Source organism: Saccharothrix coeruleofusca, assembly GCF_014648515.1.
Taxonomy (GTDB): domain Bacteria; phylum Actinomycetota; class Actinomycetes; order Mycobacteriales; family Pseudonocardiaceae; genus Actinosynnema; species Actinosynnema coeruleofuscum.
Genome location: NZ_BMRG01000006.1, coordinates 265,529 through 284,141, shown reverse-complemented (window position 1 = coordinate 284,141; position 18,613 = coordinate 265,529). Strand labels below are relative to the sequence as shown.

Annotated in this window: 15 protein-coding genes; 7 read left to right on the top strand and 8 right to left on the bottom strand. The window is 75.6% G+C overall.

All coding sequences use genetic code 11. The annotated features are described in order from the left end of the window. Nucleotides 1-104: 104 nt before the first annotated feature. From IEZ00_RS18735 to IEZ00_RS18715, 5 genes are all read right to left on the bottom strand, one after another. The gene (locus tag IEZ00_RS18735; protein WP_189224559.1) at nt 105-1,214 is read right to left on the bottom strand and encodes a bifunctional RNase H/acid phosphatase; all 1,110 of its coding nucleotides are present in this window, start codon (nt 1,212-1,214) and stop codon (nt 105-107) included. After that, nucleotides 1,211-1,948 carry a zinc ribbon domain-containing protein gene (locus IEZ00_RS18730; protein WP_189224558.1) on the bottom strand — a complete coding sequence of 246 codons (738 nt, stop codon included), beginning with the start codon at nt 1,946-1,948 and terminating at the stop codon, nt 1,211-1,213. Before IEZ00_RS18730 ends, IEZ00_RS18735 begins: the two co-directional genes overlap by 4 nt. Next, a complete protein-coding gene (locus IEZ00_RS18725) occupies nt 1,945-3,090 on the bottom strand; it encodes a Nif3-like dinuclear metal center hexameric protein (protein ID WP_189224557.1) in 1,146 nt (381 codons plus the stop codon). The genes IEZ00_RS18730 and IEZ00_RS18725 overlap by 4 nt, the downstream gene beginning before the upstream one ends. After that, nucleotides 3,087-4,145: an Rv2231c family histidinol phosphate aminotransferase CobC gene (gene cobC, locus IEZ00_RS18720; protein WP_189224556.1), complete on the bottom strand. Its 1,059-nt coding sequence runs from the start codon at nt 4,143-4,145 to the stop codon at nt 3,087-3,089. Before cobC ends, IEZ00_RS18725 begins: the two co-directional genes overlap by 4 nt. A gap of 181 nt (nt 4,146-4,326) precedes the next feature. Continuing rightward, nucleotides 4,327-5,313, bottom strand: coding sequence for a polyprenyl synthetase family protein (locus IEZ00_RS18715; RefSeq protein ID WP_189224555.1), 987 nt, complete (start codon nt 5,311-5,313; stop codon nt 4,327-4,329). A gap of 315 nt (nt 5,314-5,628) precedes the next feature. Between IEZ00_RS18715 and IEZ00_RS18710 the strand changes: the two genes are divergently transcribed. From IEZ00_RS18710 to IEZ00_RS18695, 4 genes are read left to right on the top strand one after another with little or no spacing between them, the layout of a single operon-like run. Further along, nucleotides 5,629-6,081 carry a low molecular weight protein-tyrosine-phosphatase gene (locus tag IEZ00_RS18710; protein WP_189224603.1) on the top strand — a complete coding sequence of 151 codons (453 nt, stop codon included), beginning with the start codon at nt 5,629-5,631 and terminating at the stop codon, nt 6,079-6,081. Beyond that, on the top strand, nt 6,060-6,908 hold the full coding sequence (locus tag IEZ00_RS18705) for a fructosamine kinase family protein (protein WP_189224554.1): 849 nt from the start codon (nt 6,060-6,062) through the stop codon (nt 6,906-6,908). Before IEZ00_RS18710 ends, IEZ00_RS18705 begins: the two co-directional genes overlap by 22 nt. 7 nt (nt 6,909-6,915) lie before the next feature. Next, entirely contained in the window at nt 6,916-7,479 is a 564-nt protein-coding gene (locus IEZ00_RS18700) for a DUF1349 domain-containing protein (protein ID WP_189224553.1), read from the top strand. Nucleotides 7,480-7,495: 16 nt separating this feature from the next. Further along, entirely contained in the window at nt 7,496-8,332 is an 837-nt protein-coding gene (locus tag IEZ00_RS18695; RefSeq protein WP_189224552.1) for an SURF1 family cytochrome oxidase biogenesis protein, read from the top strand. A gap of 98 nt (nt 8,333-8,430) precedes the next feature. On the opposite strand, the gene IEZ00_RS18690 is transcribed toward IEZ00_RS18695, so the two are convergent. Beyond that, a complete protein-coding gene (locus IEZ00_RS18690) occupies nt 8,431-9,369 on the bottom strand; it encodes a cobalamin biosynthesis protein (protein WP_189224551.1) in 939 nt (312 codons plus the stop codon). A gap of 51 nt (nt 9,370-9,420) precedes the next feature. Between IEZ00_RS18690 and IEZ00_RS18685 the strand changes: the two genes are divergently transcribed. From IEZ00_RS18685 to IEZ00_RS18675, 3 genes are read left to right on the top strand one after another with little or no spacing between them, the layout of a single operon-like run. Further along, the gene (locus IEZ00_RS18685) at nt 9,421-10,902 is read left to right on the top strand and encodes a DUF2397 domain-containing protein (protein ID WP_189224550.1); all 1,482 of its coding nucleotides are present in this window, start codon (nt 9,421-9,423) and stop codon (nt 10,900-10,902) included. Next, nucleotides 10,902-12,065 (top strand): TIGR02678 family protein, encoded by a 1,164-nt coding sequence (locus IEZ00_RS18680; protein WP_189224549.1) that lies wholly within the window; start codon nt 10,902-10,904, stop codon nt 12,063-12,065. The genes IEZ00_RS18685 and IEZ00_RS18680 overlap by 1 nt, the downstream gene beginning before the upstream one ends. Beyond that, a complete protein-coding gene (locus tag IEZ00_RS18675) occupies nt 12,062-16,087 on the top strand; it encodes a TIGR02680 family protein (protein ID WP_189224548.1) in 4,026 nt (1,341 codons plus the stop codon). Before IEZ00_RS18680 ends, IEZ00_RS18675 begins: the two co-directional genes overlap by 4 nt. Nucleotides 16,088-16,272: 185 nt before the next feature. Here the strand turns inward: IEZ00_RS18675 and IEZ00_RS18670 are convergent, their stop codons facing one another. Together IEZ00_RS18670 and IEZ00_RS18665 are read right to left on the bottom strand one after the other, a co-directional pair. After that, nucleotides 16,273-17,121, bottom strand: coding sequence for an enoyl-CoA hydratase/isomerase family protein (locus tag IEZ00_RS18670; protein ID WP_189224547.1), 849 nt, complete (start codon nt 17,119-17,121; stop codon nt 16,273-16,275). A gap of 229 nt (nt 17,122-17,350) precedes the next feature. Beyond that, the gene (locus tag IEZ00_RS18665; RefSeq protein ID WP_189224546.1) at nt 17,351-18,565 is read right to left on the bottom strand and encodes an ROK family transcriptional regulator; all 1,215 of its coding nucleotides are present in this window, start codon (nt 18,563-18,565) and stop codon (nt 17,351-17,353) included. Nucleotides 18,566-18,613 lie beyond the last annotated feature (48 nt).

Genomic DNA, 18,613 nt, shown 5'->3' with positions numbered 1-18,613 from the left:
GCGTGGCTGTCCTGAGGGTTCGACTCGCGGGGGTGGGGGCGGGGTGAGCACCGTGCGAGGCCGACTCCCAGGCGGCCGAGCCCGCCGCGCCGGAGGCGCGGCAATCAGACGCAGTGGGAGGTGTCGTTGATCAGGCGGACGGAGGCGTGGCCGTCCGGGTAGAACTCCGCCACCGACAGCGACGCGAGGTCCAGGTGCAGTCGGAACAGCAAGGACGGCCCCACGTCCAGCGCCATCCGCAGCAGCGACTTGATCGGCGTGACGTGGCTGACCACCACGACGTCCGCGCCGCCGTAGCGGGCGATCAGCTCGGTGCGGACCCGCCGCACCCGGCTGTGCACCTGGTCGAAGCTCTCCCCGCCCGGCGGCGGCACGGACGGGTCGCCCAGCCAGGTCCGGTGCACCTCGGGGTCGCGGGCGGCGGCCTCGGCGAAGGTCAGGCCCTCCCAGGCGCCGAAGTCGGTCTCGATCAGCCCGTCGTGCACCACCAGTTCCGCGCCGGTGGCGGCGGCGACCGCCTGGGCGGTGCTCCTCGCCCGGTCCAGCGGCGAGGTGACCACGGCGGCCAGCCCGTCGAGCTTGGCCAGCCTGCGCGCGGCGGCTTCGGCCTGCCGCCTGCCCACGTCGGTCAGCGGCGGGTTGCCGCGCCCGGAGTAGCGGCGGGCCACGGACAGCTCGGTCTGCCCGTGCCGCAGGAGGTGGAACCTGGTGGGCGTGCCGACCGCACCGGTCCAGGACGCGGGCGGCGCGCTCTGGCTCGCGGGCTCGGCCTGCTGGGGCTCGGCCTGCTGGGGTTCGGCGCGGGTGATCCCGGCCTGCTCGTCCATGGCCCGGTTCGCCAGCCGGTCGGCGTCCTTGTTGTGCTCGCGGGGGATCCACTCGTAGCCGACGCGGTCGAACCGCCGCGCCAGCTCCCGCGCCTCCAGGGCGAGCGGCTGCATCGCCGGGTGCTTGACCTTCCAGCGGCCCGACATCTGCTCGACCACGAGCTTGGAGTCCATCCGGACGGCCACCTCGCGCGCGCCCAGCTCGGCCGCCGCGCGCAGGCCCTCGATCAGGCCCCGGTACTCGGCCACGTTGTTGGTCGCGACGCCGACGCCGTCGAACCGCTCGGCCAGCACCTCGCCGGTGCCCGCGTCCCGGACGACCGCGCCGTAGCCCGCCGGGCCGGGGTTGCCGCGCGAGCCCCCGTCCGCCTCGACGACGACCTTCACAGCCCGGATTCCGCCGTTCGCACCATGATCGCGCCGCACTCCTCGCACTGCACGACCTCGTCCGCCGCGGCTTCCTTGACCTTGCCCAGGGCGCTGCGGTCCAGCTCGATCCGGCACGCGCCGCAGCGCCGGGACTGCAGCAGCGCCGCGCCGGTGCCCTTGTGCGCGCGCACCCGGTCGTAGAGCGCCAGCAGCGGCTCGGGGAACTGGGTGGTCATGAGCTTGCGGTCGGCGGTGCGCTTGGCCTCGGTGGACTCCAGGTCGGCCAGCGCGGCGTCGCGCCTGCGGGCGGCGTCGGACAGCGCCTCCTGCGCCTTGTCCAGCTCGACCCGCGCGTGCTGCACGTCGGCCTCGACCGCCTCGCGCCGCTCCATCAGCTCCAGCAGGTCGTCCTCCAGCGCGGACTGCCTGCGCACCAGCGTGGCCAGCTCGTGCTCCAGGTCGGTCAGCTGCTTGGCGGCGATCTTGCCCGACTGCAGCAGCTCGCGGTCGCGGGCCGCGCGGGCGCGCACCTGGTCGATCTCGGTCTCCTGCCGCTTGACGTCGCGGTCCAGGTCCCCGAGCGTGGTCTGCACGGTGGTCAGCGCGTCCTGCTTGGCGCGCACCAGCTTCTCCGCCTCGGCGATCTCCGCGATCTCGGGCAGCGTGCGGCGGCGGTGCGCGACGCGCGCCAGTTCGGTGTCGACCTGCGCCAGGTCGAGCAGCCTGCGCTGCACGGCGGGATCGGCTTTCACTTCAGCGGTCCTCCTGTTCGGCTCGTCGCGCCGACGGTCCACGGGTCGGTCCGGCGGGTGGAGACGAGGACTTCGACGGTACCGCCGAACGCGGTGCGCACGACGTCGGCCGCCTGCTCGCACCACGGCCACTCGCTGGCCCAGTGCGCCACGTCCACCAGCGCGGGTCCGCCCGCGGCCAGGTGCTCGCCCGCCGGGTGGTGCCGCAGGTCGGCGGTGACGTAGGCGTCCACGCCCGCCCTGGTGGCCGCGGACAGGTAGCTGTCGCCCGCGCCGCCGCACACCGCGACCCGGCGGATCGGCCGCTCGGGGTCGCCCGCGGCGCGCACGCCCCAGGCGGTGGCGGGTAGCGCGTCGGCGACCCGCTGGGTGAACGCGCGCAGCGGTTCGGGCTCGGCCAGCTCCCCGATCCGCCCGATGCCGGTGTCGGCAGGGAGGTCGGCGATCTCGTTGAGGTTGAAGGCGACTTCCTCGTACGGGTGGGCGGCGCGCAGGGCGCGCACGACCTCGGCGCGCAGGGCGCGGTCGAGCACCAGCTCGACGCGGGTCTCGGCGACGCGCTCCAGCCGTCCGACCTCGCCCACGGCCGGGTTCGCGCCCTGGACGGGGCGGAACTGGCCGGTGCCGTCGACGGTCCAGGCGAAGTCGCGGTAGTCGCCCAGCGCCCCCGCGCCCGCCTCGTGCAGCGCGTCGAGCACCCGCGCCGCGTCGGCGACCGGGACGTAGGTGGTCAGCACGTCCAGCCTGCGCGCGGGCGCCGGGACCAGCGGGCCGGTGACGCGCAGGCCGAGCGCGCCCGCGAGCGCGTCGGACACGCCGGGGTTGGCCGCGTCGGCGTTGGTATGTGCGGTGTAGAGGGCGATGCCGCCGCGGATGAGGCGGTGCACCAGCGCGCCCTTGGGGTCGTCGGCGGGCACGCCGTTGACCCCGCGCAGCATCAGCGGGTGGTGCGCGACCAGCAGCTGCGCGCCCACCTCGACCGCTTCGTCCACAGTGGACTCGGTCGGGTCGACGCAGAACAGCGCGCGGGACACCGGTTCGGCCCGGTCCCCGCACACCAGCCCGACCGCGTCCCACGACTCGGCGGTCGCGGGCGGGTAGGCCGCCTCCAGCGCCTTCAGCACGTCCCCGAGGCTCGTCATCGCCGCTCCTCCAGCACCACGCGCAGCGCGTCGGTCAGCACCGCGAACTCCTCCGGCGGGCGCACCGCGACCCTCAGGTGGTCCGGGGTCAGACCGGGGAAGGTGTCCGCCCGCCGGACCGCGACCCCCTTGTCCCGCAACGCCTCGCGCACGCGCTCGCCGTCGGGCACGCGCAGCAGCAGGAACGGCGCGCTGGGCGGGACCACCACCAGCTCGCCCAGCTGCCCCGCGGCGTGCCGGGCGTGCTCGCGGCCCGCCACGGCCATCCGCTCGGCCTCGGCGACGGCGGCGGGCTCGCAGCAGGCGGCGACCGCTTCCAGGACCAGGCTGCCGACCGGCCACTGCGGGCGCGGGCGGGCCAGGCGGGCCAGCAGGTCGGGCGAGCCGAGCAGGTAGCCCGCGCGCAGGCCCGCCAGGCCCCAGGTCTTGGTGAGGCTGCGCAGCACCAGCAGCCCCGGCACGTCGCGGTCACCCGCCAGCGACTCGGGCTCGCCGGGCACCGCGTCGGCGAACGCCTCGTCCACCACCAGCACCCGGCCCGGCCGCGCCAGCGACCGCACCACGTCGGCCGGGTGCAGCACGGACGTGGGGTTGGTCGGGTTGCCCAGCACCACCAGGTCGGCCTCGTCGGGCACCAGCTCGGGGCGCAGCCGGTAGCCGTCGTCGGCGGAGAGCAGGACGCGGTGCACCGGCACGCCCGCGTCGCGCAGGGCGACCTCGGGCTCGGTGAAGGAGGGGTGGACCACGGCGGCCAGCGCCGGGTTCAGCGCGGGCAGCAGCGCGAAGCCCTCGGCCGCGCCCGCCAGCACCAGCACTTCCTCCGGGAGCCTGCCGTGGCGGCGCGCGGCGGCGCGGCGGGCGCGCTCGTCGGCGGCGCGGGCGGGGTAGGCGCCCAGGTGGTCCAGGGCGGCGGCCAGCCGGTCCCGCAGCCACCTCGGCGGGGCGGGCGTCCGGACGTTGACCGCGAAGTCGGCGAGACCGGGCCCGGCGTCGACGTCCCCGTGGTGGCGCAGCAGGTCGCGCCCGCCGTCGTGCCCGGAATCGTGGCTGGTCATCGCCGGGAGTCTAGGCGATCAGGCCCGGCCCGCCGGACGGAGCCCGAGCCCGGCGGCGCGTGCAAGTACTACCCGCCCGGTCTCGTCGGGCGCGTAACTACTACCCGCCTGGGTCGACGTCGTGGGCCGGGTAGTAGTTACCGGCCCACGGAGGTGGGACGGGTAGTACTTGCAGGCGCGGTCAGGGGGTGAGCTGGGAGGTGGCCCAGGCCAGGTAGGCGGCGGGGAGCTCGCGCAGGACGCCGAGGGCCTCGCCCTCGGGCAGGGCGGGCAGGGCCTCGACGGTCTGGGCGGCCAGGTTGGCGCAGTAGGCCAGGGTCTCCGGGACCAGCGGGCCGGTGCGCAGCTCGGCCAGCAGGTCCGCCACCTCCGCGTCGGTCAGCGCCGAACCGCGCTCGTCGAGCAGGGTGCGCTGGGCGGGGGTCAGCGCGCGCAGCAGGGGAAAGGTGTAGACGCCCTGCCGGATGTCCTCGCCCACCGGCCTGCCCAGCCGCTGCGCCGTGGACGCCAGGTCCAGCAGGTCGTCCAGCAGTTGGAACAGCAGCCCGAAGTGGGCGCCGTACTCGGCCAGGCGCGTGGCGGTCTCCTCGTCCGCCTCGGCGCAGTGCGCGGCCAGCACGCACCCCACGCGGAACAACGCACCCGTCTTCAACGCGATCGAGCGCAGCGCGCTGTCCGGGTCGCGGTGCGCGTCGAACAGCTCCAGCGACTCCAGCACCTGCCCCTCGACCAGGTCCGCGGTGGCCGCCGCGAGCTTGGCCGCCGCGTGCGCCGAGATGCCCTCCAGCGCCGCCTGCCCCGCGCGCACCAGCATGAAGTCGCCGACCAGCACCGCGTGGCCGGTCCCCCACTCCTCGTCGACCGTGCGCACCCCGCGCCGCCGCGCCGCGCCGTCGACCAGGTCGTCGTGCACCAGCGACCCGGCGTGCAGCAGCTCGACGCAGGCCGCCGCGGTGATCACCTCGGCGGTGATCTCCCCGGTCAGCGCCAGCGCGCTGGACAGCACCAGCACCGACCGCAGGCGCTTGCCCCCGGCGGAGGTGACGCGGCCAGCGGAGGCGTTGAGCGCGGGCAGCGTCGAGGAGGTGGCGAGGGCGCGGATCTCGTCCTCGACCAGCGGCAGGGCCTGCGCCAGTGCCGGGAGGGAGGCGATGGTCGTGGCGGACACACCCCGATCGTGGCTCGCGCGAACTGAGAGGGGGCTGAGACCGGCTACAGGGCCGAGATCGCCACGGCGAGGGCCAGCAGCAGCGCGCCCGCCACCCAGTGCCACCGCACCGGCGGCCGGTCCGGGCACGCCGAGTCCCGCAGGAACGATCCCGCCACGACTGCCACCACCCCGGAGAAACGACTGGTCAACCCGCTTGCGGAGTCGCTGGGACCGCTCGGGTCGTTACCCCGCAAAGGTCTGGACCTTTAGGGTAGCCCCCGGCGCGGGACCGCTCCCCCGAGCACCCGGCCTGGCAGACTCGCCGCCGTGACGCTGCACGTGAGCTTCATCTGCACAGGCAACATCTGCCGCTCCCCGGTGGCCGCGATCGTCTTCCGCGAGCACCTGCGCCGGGCCGGGCTGACCGGGGTCGAGGTCACCAGCGCGGGCACCGGCGGCTGGCACGTGGGCGACCCGGCCGACCCCAGGGCGGCGAAGTCGCTGGCGGACAACGGCTACCCCACCGAGCACACCGCCGCCCAGGTCGAGCAGAACCACCTGGACGCGGACCTGCTGGTGGCGCTGGACTCCGGCCACGCGCGCACGCTGCGCCGGATGGTCGCCGACCCCGACAGGGTGCGGCTGCTGCGCTCGTTCGACCCCGACGCGGACGACACCGACGTGCCCGACCCGTACTACGGCGACGAAGAGGACTTCGACACCGTGATCACCATGGTCGAGGCCGCGATGCCGGGGCTGCTGGCGTGGGTGCGCGAGAACCGGTGAACCCCGCCGCCGCGGTCGCGGAGATCACCGGGACGCCCGCCGTCGAGGTGCGCCAACTGGCCGGGTCGGTCTACGAGGTCGACCTGGCCGACGGCGACCTCGTCGTGGTCAAGCACCACGGCGAGCCCGACGCGGTGCTCGCCGAGGCCGCGTCGCTGGAGTGGCTGGCCGAACCGGAGGGGCCGCCGGTGCCCGGCGTGCGCGGGCACGACGAGCACTGGCTGGTGGTCGACCAGGTCGAGCCGGGACGGCCCACCGAGCGCGCCGCCGAGGAGCTGGGCAGGCGGCTGGCCGCCCTGCACGCCACCGGCGCGCCCGCGTTCGGCTCGCCCCCGCCCGGCGGCCCGGTCCACGCCGCCATCGGGCTCGCGCCCATGCCCAACGTCGAGTCCCCCACCTGGGCGGACTGGTTCGCCGAGCACCGCATCGCGCACTACACCCGGTTGGCCGTGGACCGCGGCGCGCTCACCCCGCAGGAGGCCCGCCGGATCGAGGCGGTCCGCGTGGCGGCCCCCGACGAGCCGCCCGCCCGGCTGCACGGCGACCTGTGGAACGGCAACGTGCACTGGGCCGCCGACGGCCGCGCGTGGCTGATCGACCCGGCCGCGCACGGCGGGCACCGGGAGAGCGACCTGGCGATGCTGGCCCTGTTCGGCTGCCCGCACCTGGAACGGGTGCTGGCCGCCTACCACGAGGTCGCGCCGCTGGCCGACGGCTGGCGCGAGCGGGTGCCGCTGCACCAGCTGTTCCCGCTGCTGGTGCACGCTGTGCTGTTCGGGCGCGGCTACGCCCAACAGGCCTTGGCGGCGGCCCGTTCGCCGGCATGATCGGCGGATGGCGATCACGGCGTTCGGACGCGACGACTGGCAGTGGCTCAACGAACCGGGGCGGTGGTCGGCCGAGGACGGCCTGACCGTCGTGGCCGACGCGGGCACCGACTTCTGGCGCACCACGCACTACGGCTACGACCGCGACACCGGCCACGTCCTCGGCGTGCCGCTGGAGGGCGACTTCACGCTGGTGGCGTCGTTCAGCGCGGAGTACGCCGCGCAGTACGACCAGGCCGGGATCGCGCTGCGGGTGGACGAGCGGAACTGGATCAAGGCAGGCGTCGAGCTGGTCGACGGCGGGTTCCAGATCAGCACCGTGGTGACCCGCGAGGTGTCGGACTGGTCGGTGCTCCCGGCGCCGCGCGCCGACCGCGTGACCATCGCCGCGGAGCGCTCCGGCGACGCGGTGACCCTGCGCTTCGGCGTGGACGAGGAGGAGCCCGCGACCCTGCTGCGGCTGGCCTACTTCCCGCCCTCGGTGCCCGCGCTGGCGGGGGTCATGGCGGCGGCCCCGGAGGGCCCCGGCTTCACCGCCCGGTTCGACCGGGTGCGGGTCACACCGGCGTAGGGCTTACCGTGGTGACGTGCGGTTGAAGTTCCTGTTGCGGCCCGGCTGGCTGGCGTTGACGCTGGCCGTGTGGGTGTTCGCGGGCGCCTGCTTCGCCCTGCTCGCGCCCTGGCAGTTCCGCCGGGACGCCGACCGGGAGGCGCAGAACAACGCGGTGGTGCAGTCCATGCGCACCGACCCGGTGCCGGTGGCCGAGGTGCTGGACCGGCCGGGCGCCGAGGTCGAGTGGCGGCGGGTCGAGCTGACCGGCCGCTACCTGCCCGAGGCGCAGGCGGTGGCGCGGCTGCGGACCGTGCAGGGCGAGGCCGCCTTCGAGGTGCTGACCCCGTTCGCGCTGGTGGACGGTCCGACGGTGCTGGTCGACCGGGGGTACGTGCGGCCGGTGGACGGCATCAGGGTGCCCGACGTGCCCGCGCCGCCCACCGGTGAGGTGACGGTGGTCGCGCTCACCCGGTCAAGTGAGTCGGACAACCGCGACGCCTTCGACCAGGACGGGCACCGGCAGGTCTACGCGATCAACCCGGCCGTGGTGAGCCGCGCCACCGGCGTCGAGCTGCGGCCCGGCTACTTCCAGCTGGTGGAGGGGCAGCCGGGGGTGACCGCCGCGCTGCCGCTGCCCAAGCTGGACGCGGGCCCGTTCTTCTCCTACGCGCTGCAGTGGATCGCGTTCGGCGTGATGGCGCTGGGCGGTTGGGTCTACTTCAGCTGGCGCGAGGTCCAGCCCGGCGGCGCGCTGGCCGGGGAGCGCCCGGAGCGGGGACCGCGCCCGCGCCGCAAGTCCGTCGCCGAGATGCTCGCCGAGGACGAGGCCCCCGCCGGCCCCAGTGCGTCGGCAAGTACTACCCGAGCCTGATCCGCGAGCGCACAACTACTACCCGCCCGGCGGCAGCGCTGAGCCGGGTAGTGGTCAACGGCCCCGCGAGGGAGGTCGGGTAGTACTTGCAGGCGTGGTCAGCGGGGGCGGGCGAACAGGGCGATGAGGGCGGTGACCACCGCCGCCGACGCGCCGACCACCCGCGACAGCTCCACCGCGCGCGTGACGTGCCCGGCGTCGGGCTGGCGGCCGTGGCCCAGCACCGGCCGGTCCTCCGCGCCGTGCGCGTACACCGTGCGCCCGCCAAGGCGGATCTCCAGCGCGCCCGCGAACGCCGCCTCGACCTGGCCCGCGTTGGGACTGGGGTGCGCCGCCGCGTCCCGCCGCCACGCCGTCCACGCCTCCGGGGCCGAACCGCCGACCACCGGGGCGCCCGCCGCGGTCAGCAGCGCGGCCAGCCGGGACGGCAGCAGGTTGGCCACGTCGTCCAGCCGCGCGGCGGCCCAGCCGAACCGGCGGTAGCGCTTCGAGCGGTGGCCGACCATGGCGTCCAGCGTGTTGGCCGCGCGGTAGCCCAGCAGCCCCGGCACGCCCGCGACCGCGCCCCAGAACAGCGGCGCCACCACGGCGTCGGAGGTGTTCTCCGCCACCGACTCGACGGTGGCCTTGGCCAGCGCCAGGGTGTCCAGGTCGCGCGGCTCGCGCCCGCACAGGTTGGGCAGCCGCTCGCGGGCCGCGGCCAGGTCGCCGCCGTCCAGCTCGCGCCCCATCGCGGTGCCCTCGTCGGCCAGCGACGCGCCGCCCAGCACCACCCAGGTGGCCGCGGCCGTGGTCAACGCCCGCGCCACCGGGTGCCGAGCGGCCAGCCGCTCCACCGCGGCCCCGGCCAGCGCGGTGCCACCGACCAGCACGACCGTGTGCGCGACCCCGGCGGCCCGGTGGTCGCGGTACAGCTTGCGCTCCAACGCACCCGCCACGCGGCCGAACGCCGCCACCGGGTGATACCTCTTCGGGTCGCCGAACACCGCGTCCGCGGCCACGCCCAGCAACAGCCCCACCGCGCGTCCCACGCTCACACCGGCACGGTAGCCAAGTCGTGTCGGTGGTCCGCATTAGGGTTGCCCATCGTGGAACCAGCGGGCCGCCTCAAGCTCTACGCCTACTTGGACGCGCGCGAGCACCAGCGCACGTACCTGGCGATCATGCGGCTGTTCACGTCCACGCTGCTGGCCGACCTGTCCGCGGGCGAGGTCGCCGGGGCGCTGGCCGGGGCCGAGCGCGAGGGCCGGGTGGAGCCGGGCGAGTCGCGCATCGAGAACGTGATCAACCGGCTCAAGCAGCTGGTCGAGTGGGGCAACCTGGTGCAGGGCCGCCGCGAGGTGGTGGCCTCCAGCATCGCCGAGTTCCAGCACGGCAGCGTGCGCTACCAGGTGAGCAAGCTCGCGGTGCGGGTGCAGCGGGACGCGGACGAGCTGCTGCGGGTGCCCGAGGGCGCGCGGGAGGTCTCCCGCGAGCTGCTGCCCGCCGTGGAGCGCGGCCTCGGCCAGCTCGGCCGGTCGCTGTCCGAGGCGCTGGTCAGCGGCGCGCCCAGGGCCCGCGAGGTGCTGGCCGAGCAGGTCACCACGCTGTTCCTGCAGCACGCGGAGCTGGCCGCCACGGTCCGCGACTTCTACGCCTACCTCGGCCAGGTCGTCACCCGGCACCACCTGGACCCGGAGGAGATCAGCGGGTTCCGCAACCTGCTGGTCGAGTACATCCAGATGGTGGTGGAGGACGTGCTGCGGCACACCCCCGCCATCGCCGAGGCGCTGGCCGGGCTCAACGCCGCCCGCTCGGAGCTGCTGCGCCTGCTGGGCCGCGCCGAGCTGGGCGAGCGGGTGGAGCGGGCGCGCGGCCGGTCGGCGGAGGACTGGCAGGAGCTGACCGACTGGTTCGTGGACCGGCCGGGGCGGCCCAGCCAGGTCACCGCGCTGCGCGAGGCCACCGCGCGGGCCATCGGCTCGCTGCTGGCCAGCGTGAAGCGGGCCACCTCCGGCGGCGGGCTGCTGCCGGGGCGGCGGGCGGAGCTGCTGAAGCTGGCCGCCTGGTTCGACGCGAGCACCCGCGAGCAGGCGCACGAGCTGTACGCGGCGGCGTTCGGCCTGTACTCGGCGCGGCACGTCTCCCCCGCGCCGGAGCACGACAGCGACAACGAGCGCACGCCGTGGCGCGACGGGCCGGTGCACGAGGTGCAGGTCAGCGTGCGCAGCCGGGGCGATCGCGGGGCGCGCGGGCGCACCTCGCGCATCCTGGACGACCCGATGACCGAGCAGTCGCTGCTGGCCGAGGCCCGCGAGGCGGACGAGCGGCGGGCCGCGTCCGTGGCGGAGCTGGCCGCCGCCGCGCCGAGGCTGGCCGAGACCACCCTGTCCGGCGAGGCGCTGGGCGTGCTGTGCGAGCTGCTGACGCTGGCCATGGCGCAGCGCGACAGCGCGCAGGACTCGGGCTCGGCGTCGGACCCGGTGCGCGGGCTGAGGGTGACCGTCGAGCACGCGCGGGGCCGCACGGCCACGATCCGCTCGCACGCGGGCACGCTGACCCTGCACGACTCCACGCTGGTGCTCGACTGATGTTCGACGACCTCTCCGAGATCGACGCGGCCGACGTCGTGCGCTGCGCGCGCACCCTGCTGCGCAGGCCGTTCCTGCGCGCGGACGGCCCGGACGGCGAGCTGGTGGCCCTGGTGCACCGGCACCGGTTCGCGCTGCAGGACCTGTTCGCGGGCCTGCTGGGCTACCGGCTGGTGGTGGAGCGGCGGTTCGCCCGGCTCTACAAGGCCGGTCCCGGCGCGGACGACACGCGCGGGGTGCTCGGCCTGTCCCCGCGCGGCTACGCCTACCTGGCGCTGACGCTGGCGGTGCTGACCGGCGTGGCGCGGCAGACCCTGCTGTCCCGGCTGGTCTCCGACATCCGCGCGGCGGCGGTGGAGGCCGGCATCGCGGTGGTGGACGACGTGGCCGACCGGCGCGCGCTGACCGCCGCGCTGCGCCACCTGGTGTCGCTGGGCGTGCTGCACGAGACCGAGGGCACCGTCGACGCCGGGACCGAGGCGCTGATCACGGTGGACACCGACCTGCTCGGCCAGCTGCTGACCGGTCCGGTCGGCGAGGCGGACAGCGCGCGGCGGCTGGTGGAGCTGGCGGCCCGGCCGGGCCCGCGCGGCGTGGAGCACGCGGTGCGGCGCAAGCTGGTGGAGAACCCCGTGGTGCTCTACGCGGACCTGCCGCCGGAGCAGGCCGAGTGGCTGCGGCGCAACCAGCGCAAGGAGCGGGCGCTGCTGGAGACCGCGTTCGGGTTGCGCGCCGAGTGCCGCGCCGAGGGCGTGCTGACCACCGACCCCGAGGACTACCTGAGCGACCTGTCCTTCCCCGGCACGTCCACGGTGGCGCGGATCGCGCTGCTGGCGCTGCCCGAGCTGCTGGCCGACGAGCCGCGCGCGGACGGGCGGCACCCGGTGTCCCGGCAGGCGCTGCGCGAGCGGTGCGCGCGGCTGGTGGAGGACTACCCGGCGGCGTGGTCCAAGCAGTTCACCGACGACCTGGAACGGCTGGTCGACGAGGTGCTGGAGCTGCTGCGCCGGATGGGTCTGGCGGTCGCGGAGCAGGACGGCTGGGTGCTCAACCCGGCCGCCCACCGCTGGCTGCCCGAGCCGGACGGCGACCCGGAGCGCGAGGTCGTGGTGGCGGCGCCGGAGGTGCCCAGCTGGTCCCTGTTCGATGAGGAGAGCGCGTGAACGACCGGTGGCGGCTGCACCGCGGCGGCATCGTCAACATCTGGCAGTACGCCGAGCAGACGTTCGACTTCTCCGGCGGGCGGGCGATCTTCCAGGGCACCAACGGCTCGGGCAAGTCGCGCACCCTGGAGCTGCTGCTGCCGCTGTGCCTGGACGGCGACCTGCGGCAGGTCGGCTCCAAGGGCTTCGACACGGTCAGCCTGCGGCGGCTGATGCTCGACGACTACGACGGCGGGCCGAACCGGATCGGCTACGCCTGGGTCGAGCTCAAGCGCGGCGAGGACGAGTACCTGACCTGCGGGTTGGGCGTGAAGGCGTCCAAGACCTCGCAGGCGATCACGGACTCGTGGCGGTTCATCACCCCGCTGCGGGTGGGCAGGCAGCTGCAGCTGGTCGGCGCGGAGCGCACCCCGCTGGGGCCCGCGCACCTGCGCGAGGCGATCGGCGCGGACTGCGTGCTGGAGGAGGCCGCGTTCCGCGCCAAGGTCGCCGAGACCGTCTACGGCGTGCCCGCCGCCCGCTACGGCGACCTGCTGCACCTGCAGCGCACGCTGCGCAACCCCGACGTGGGCCTGAAGGTGCTGGAGGGGCAGCTGGAGCAGATCCTGTCCGACGCGCTGCCGCCGCTGGACCAGGCGATGGTGGAGCAGCTGGCGACCTCGTTCGAGGACCTGGAGTCGATCCGGGAGAACATCACCCGGCTGTCCTCGGCGGACGCGGCGCTGGGCACGTTCCTCAAGACCTACTCCGACTACGCCTTCGGCGGGCTGCGCGCGTCGGCGGACAAGCTCGGCGCGGCCGAGGACGCGGTGCGCAAGCTGGAGCGCGAGTCGGCGAAGCTGGCCGCCGCGCTGGAGCGGACCCGCGCCGCGCGGGCCGAGGCCGAGCGCTCGCAGGCCGAGCTGGAGAACGGCGAGCAGCGGGCCGAGGAGACCATCGGCGCGCTCAAGGAGCTGCCCGCGTTCCGCGACCTGCAGGACCTGCGCACCCGCGAGAAGCTGGTGGCCGAGAAGCGCTCCTCCGCGGTCAGCGCGCTGGAGGTGGCGGCCAGGCAGCGGGCGCAGGAGGACGGCGCGGTGGACGCCGTGCTGCGGCTGCTGCGCAGGCTGGCCGAGGACCTGGCGGCGGCCGACGAGCTGGCCGAGCCGCTGCGCCACCACCTGCGGGCGGCCGGGCTGGACCCGGCGCTGGCACCGGAGGTGCCCAGGCCGGTCCCCGTCGAGGCCCAGGCGCACGCCGAGTCGGTGCGCGCCAAGCCGGACCCCGAGGCCGAGCCGCTGCCCGTCGAGCGGCGGGTGCCGCCCGCCGTGCCCGACCTGCCGCTGGACTCGGTGGCCGGCCGCGCGGCGGAGGTCGCCTCGGCGGCCCGGCGGCACGGGGCGCTGGCGCTGGCGCTGGAGGAGCGGGCGGCCGGGCTGGACGCGGCGCGGCGCGAGCTGGACGCGCTGCGGCGGACCGCCCAGGACGCGGCGCGCGGCGCGGTGGAGTCGGCGGCGCTGCGCGACCGGGAGGCCGAGGAGCTGGCCGAGGTCGCCCAGGCGTGGCTGGAGGCGGTCGCCCGGTGGTGCGAGTCCGGGCCGCTGGTCGAGCAGCGGCCCGCGTCGCCGCTGGCGCTGCCCCCGTCGGTGGACCCGGCGGGCGCGCGGTCGGTGACGGCGGCGGCGCGGGAGTGGGTCGGGCCGCTGGTCGCGACCGCGCGGGAGGCCGCGCACGCGGCGACCGGGCGGGTGGGCGGGCTGCGCGCGGCCATCGACGAGGGCGACGCCGAGCTGGCCGGGCTGCGGTCGGGCACCGCGCGCTCGCCGGAGCCGGGGCGGTTCACCGCCGCCGAGCGCGATCCCGGCGCGGGCGCGCCGTTCTACCGGCTGGTCGACTTCGGGTCCGAGGTGGACGCCGACGCGCGGGCCGGGCTGGAAGCCGCGCTGGAGGCGTGCGGCCTGCTCGACGCCTGGGTCACCGCTTCCGGCGAGGTCGCTTCGGGCGATGTGGTGGCGGTGGCGGGCGAACCGGTGGCGGGGACGTCGCTGGCCTCGGTGCTGGTGCCCGCCGTGGAGCCCAGCTCGCCGGTGCCCGCCGAGGTGGTGGCGCGGCTGCTGGAGTCGGTGGCGCTGGACGAGGGACCGGCGGCGGTGTCGGTCACCGGGCGGTGGCGGGCGGGCGTGCTGACCGGTGGCTGGCACAAGCCCGCGGCGGAGTTCATCGGCGCGGGCGCGCGCGAAGCCGCCCGGCGGCGGCGCATCGCCGAGCTGGAGGACGAGCTGGCCGCGCTGCGCGCCGACCTCGGCGCGGCCGAGCGGGACCTGACCGCCGCACGCGACCTGGTCGGGCAGTGGGAGGCGCACCTGGAGCGGTTCCCCGCCGACCGCGAGCTGGTCGCCCGGCGCGGCAGGCTCCAGGCCGCGCAGGAGTCCGCCGACCGCGCCGCGCGCCGGGCCGAGGAGCTGGACGCGGAACTGGCGCGGGCGACCGAGCACGGCGAGGCCGCGCACGCCGAGGTGGTGCGGCAGGCCGGTGACGCCGGGCTGCCCGCCGACACCGAGGGGCTGCGGCAGGCCCGCCAGTCGGCGGCCGAGGCCCAGCGCACCGCCGACCGGCTGGCCGACGTGCTGCGCCGCCAGTGCCGGGGCACGGTCGCCGACCTGGCCGACGCCGGGCACCGCTACCGCTCGGCGGTCGCCGACCGGGTGGCCGCCGAGGCCGACGCCGATGCCCGGTGCGCCGACTACGCCGCCCAGGCGGGCGCCGTGGCCGAGCTGACCGAGGCGATCGGCGGCGAGGCGCGGGCCGTGGCCGACCAGCTCGGCGCGCTGGAGACGTCCCGGCGCGACCTGCGCGCACGGCTGCGCGTCGCGCGCGAGGAGGTGGCGGCGGCGCGCGAGGAGGCGGCCAAGCTGGAGGCCCGGCTGGACGGCGCGACCGCGCAGCTGGCCGCCGCCCAGGACGCCGCGGCGCGGGCCGTCGAGCAGTTCGAGGCCGTCCTGCGGGCCCCCGGCGTGCTGGTGGCCGCGCTGCCCGACGTGCCGCAGGACGTGGCGTCGGTGCGGGCCGCGCTGGTCGAGGCGGGCGACCGGCGCGGCGCGGGCGAGGCCACCGTGATCACCAAGCTCCAGGCGCTGCAGACCGCGCTGGCGGGCAGCCACGACATCGCCGCCGAGCAACACGCGGGCCTGCTGACGGTGACCGTGACCGGCGAGGAGGGAGCCCGGCCCGCGGCCGTGGCGGCCCGCCGGGTCACCGCCAAGCTGGCCGAGCAGCGCGGCTTCCTCGACGAGCGCTACCAGGGCATCTTCGCCGACTACCTGATCCGCGACCTGGCCGAGTGGCTGCGCGGGCAGATCGCGGTGGCCGAGGACCTGTGCAAGCGGATGAACGACGTGCTCGGGCGGGCCCGCTCCAGCCAGGGCGTGCACGTGAAGCTGGCGTGGAAGCCGTCGGCGGCGCTGGACGAGCCGACCCGCGACGCGCTGGCGCTGGTGCGGCTGCCCTACGCCGAGCGCGGCCCGGAGCAGGACGCCACCCTGCGGCGGGTGTTCACCGAGCGCATCGAGGCCGAGCGGGACTCGCGCACCGGCAGCTACGCGGAGATCCTGTCGCGGGCGCTGGACTACCGGACCTGGCACCAGTTCACCGTGACGGTGGCGGACACCGGCCCGGACGGCGGGCCGCGCGAGCGCAGGCTGCGGCAGCTGTCCTCCGGTGAGACGCGGCTGATCTCGTACGTGACCCTGTTCGCCGCGGCGGCGTCGTTCTACGACGCGGTCAGCGACGAGTTCTCGCCGCTGCGCCTGGTGCTGCTGGATGAGGCGTTCGAGCGGCTGGACGACCCGACCATCGCCCGGATGCTGGGGCTGCTGGTGGACCTGGACATGGACTGGGTCATCACCTGGCCGTCGGGCTGGGGCGTGTCGGACAAGATCCCCCGGATGCACATCTACGACGTGCTGCGCCCGAAGAACGGGCGCGGCGTCGCGTGCACCCAGACCACCTGGGACGGCGCCGCCCTCGACCGCGTGGACCCCTGACCCCCCACTCCGCGAACCGAGCGTTCCGACACCGCGAACTCCGCGTTCGGGCATCCCGAACGCGGAGTTCGCGCTACCCGTCGAGCTGGTCCAAGGCTTTCGGGAACTGCGCGACGCACTGCTCCACCGACTTGGCCCGAGCCGCCCTGGCACTCCACCTCAACGCCGGGTGAGGTCGGAAGGGCTCAACGCCGGACGAGGTTCGCCCGCAGGACCTCTTCGAGGTTCAGCTCCACCTCGCGCGTGTGAACCCCGGCCGCGAGCGCTGCCCTGGCGAGCTCTCCGGACGCGGACGTGAACGTTTCCCCGAGCAGGCGGTCTTCCGCGCGCAGTGCGTCCTCCAGCGTGCCGTCGGCCGCGTCGATCGCTTTGGTGGCCGCGGCGCGGACACCGTCGGGCAGAGTCGCGATGGTCAGTGCGACCCGCTCGACGTACTCGTCCAGGTCCGCGGCGGGCAGAGCCCGGTTCACCCATCCCCAGCGCTCGGCGGTCGCCGCGTCGACCAGACCGCCTGTCAGCACGATCTCCAGGGCGCGAGCGCGCCCTACGAGGCGGGGCAGGTGGGCAGTCGCACCAGCTCCGGGGACGATGCCGAGCAACGCCTCGAACTGGCCGAACGCCGCGGTTTCGAGGGCCGCGAATCGCAGGTCCAGGCTGGAGGCCAGCTCGGCCCCACCGCCTCGGGCGAGTCCCGCGACCTTGGCGATGGTGGTCTGGGGCAGACGCCGCCAGCGTTCGTGGAGCCGCATCATCGGGCCGGTCCCGACAAGCGTCTCCTCCGCGACCGGCAGGGCGGCGTACGTCGCGGGGTCCTCCACGAACGACAGGTCGCCGTGGGCCAGGAAGAACTCCGGATTGGCGCTCTGGACCACGATGACGTGCAGGTCGGGATCTTCCTCCGCCGATGCGGCGACGGCGTCCAGGTCGAGCATGAGCTGGGCCGTCATCAGGTTGACGGGCGGAACGTCGATGGAGACCCACAGCACCCCGTCTTGGCGCTTGACGTGGAGGCTGGGCAGGGACTGTTCGGTCACGGGATTCCTTTCGACCTGCGGTATCCCTGGTGTACCAGGTATATAGCGGGTACTTCAAAGAAACCTGGTATCCGCGAAGGTCGTCGGCGGGGATCGCGGCCGCTTGATCGAGGTCGAGGACGGCCGCTCGACTTCTTCGACGCGAAGCCACGGGAGCGGGAGAAAGCGCGGAAGCCCGTCAGCGACAGCCGAAGCGCGCGTACGTGGATCTCCGAACGCGGAGTTCGCGCTACCTGAGCGTTGAACTCGCGCTACCCGTGCGTTCGACTCGCGGGGGGCGGCGGACGCCGCCGGTGGCCAGGAACTGGGCCACGGGCAGGGTGGCCGCGCCGAGGGCGACCGACTCGGGGCCCAGCTCGCACAGCACGATCGAGGTCTGCTCGAACGGGCGGCGCAGGGCGTGCCGGGCGACCTCCGCCCGCACGTCCGCCAGCAGCCGCCCGCCCAGCAGCAGCCCGGCCCAGCCGCCGACGACCACCCGCGAGGGGTTGAACAGGTTGATCAGGTTGGCGATGCCCAGGCCGGCGTAGCGCGCGGTCTCCGCCAGCACCCGCTCGGCTTCGGGCGTGCGCGCGGACACCAGCGCTCGCAGCGCCTCCTCCTGGTCCTCCGGGACGCCCGGCGTGGTCGAGCGGTACCGGTCCACCACGCCGTACGCGCCGATGTAGGCCTCCAGGCAGCCCAGCGCGCCGCAGCGGCACGGCCGGCCGTCCAGCGCCACCGCCGTGTGCCCCCACTCCCCCGCGCCGCCGGACACCCCCCGGTACAGCGCGCCGCCCACGATCACGCCCGCGCCGACGCCGGAGCCGATGAGCGCGATCACCGCGTCGGACGCGCCCCGGCCCGCGCCGAACCACACCTCGGCCTGGCCCAGCGTGTTGGCCCCGTTGTCCAGGTACAGCGGCAGGTCGGTGCCCTCGCGCAGCATCCGCGCCAGCGGCACGCCGTGCCAGCCGACGGTCTGCGCGTGCACCACGCCGTCCTCGACCACGCCGGGCACGCCGACGCCGACGCCGAGCACCTCGCGCGGCCCGATCGCGGCCAGGCACCGGTGCAGGCCCTCCAGGACGCGGGCGGCGACCTCGTCGGCGGGCTGGCGGTCCGGCGACATCGGGAAGGTCGCCTCGGCCAGCCGCTCCAGGGTCAGGTCGAACACCTCGACCAGCACGCGGGTCTCGCCCACGTCCACGCCGACCACGGCGGCGTGGTGGGGGTTCACCCGCAGCAGCACCCTCGGCCGGCCGCCGTCGGACTCGACCTGACCGGCCTCGACCACGACGCCGTCGGTGATCAGCTCGCCCACGACGGTGCTCACCGACGCCTGGCTCAGCCCGGTCAGCCCGGCCAGCTCCTGCCTGCTGCGCGGCTGGTCGAAGTACAGGGTGCGCAGGACCCGCGCCCGGTTGACGGTGCGCAGGTCGCGCACGGTCAACTTCCGCTGCACGGTACCCCCTGTCGCCAGCCCAGACGGTACGGCACGGCGAGCACGCCA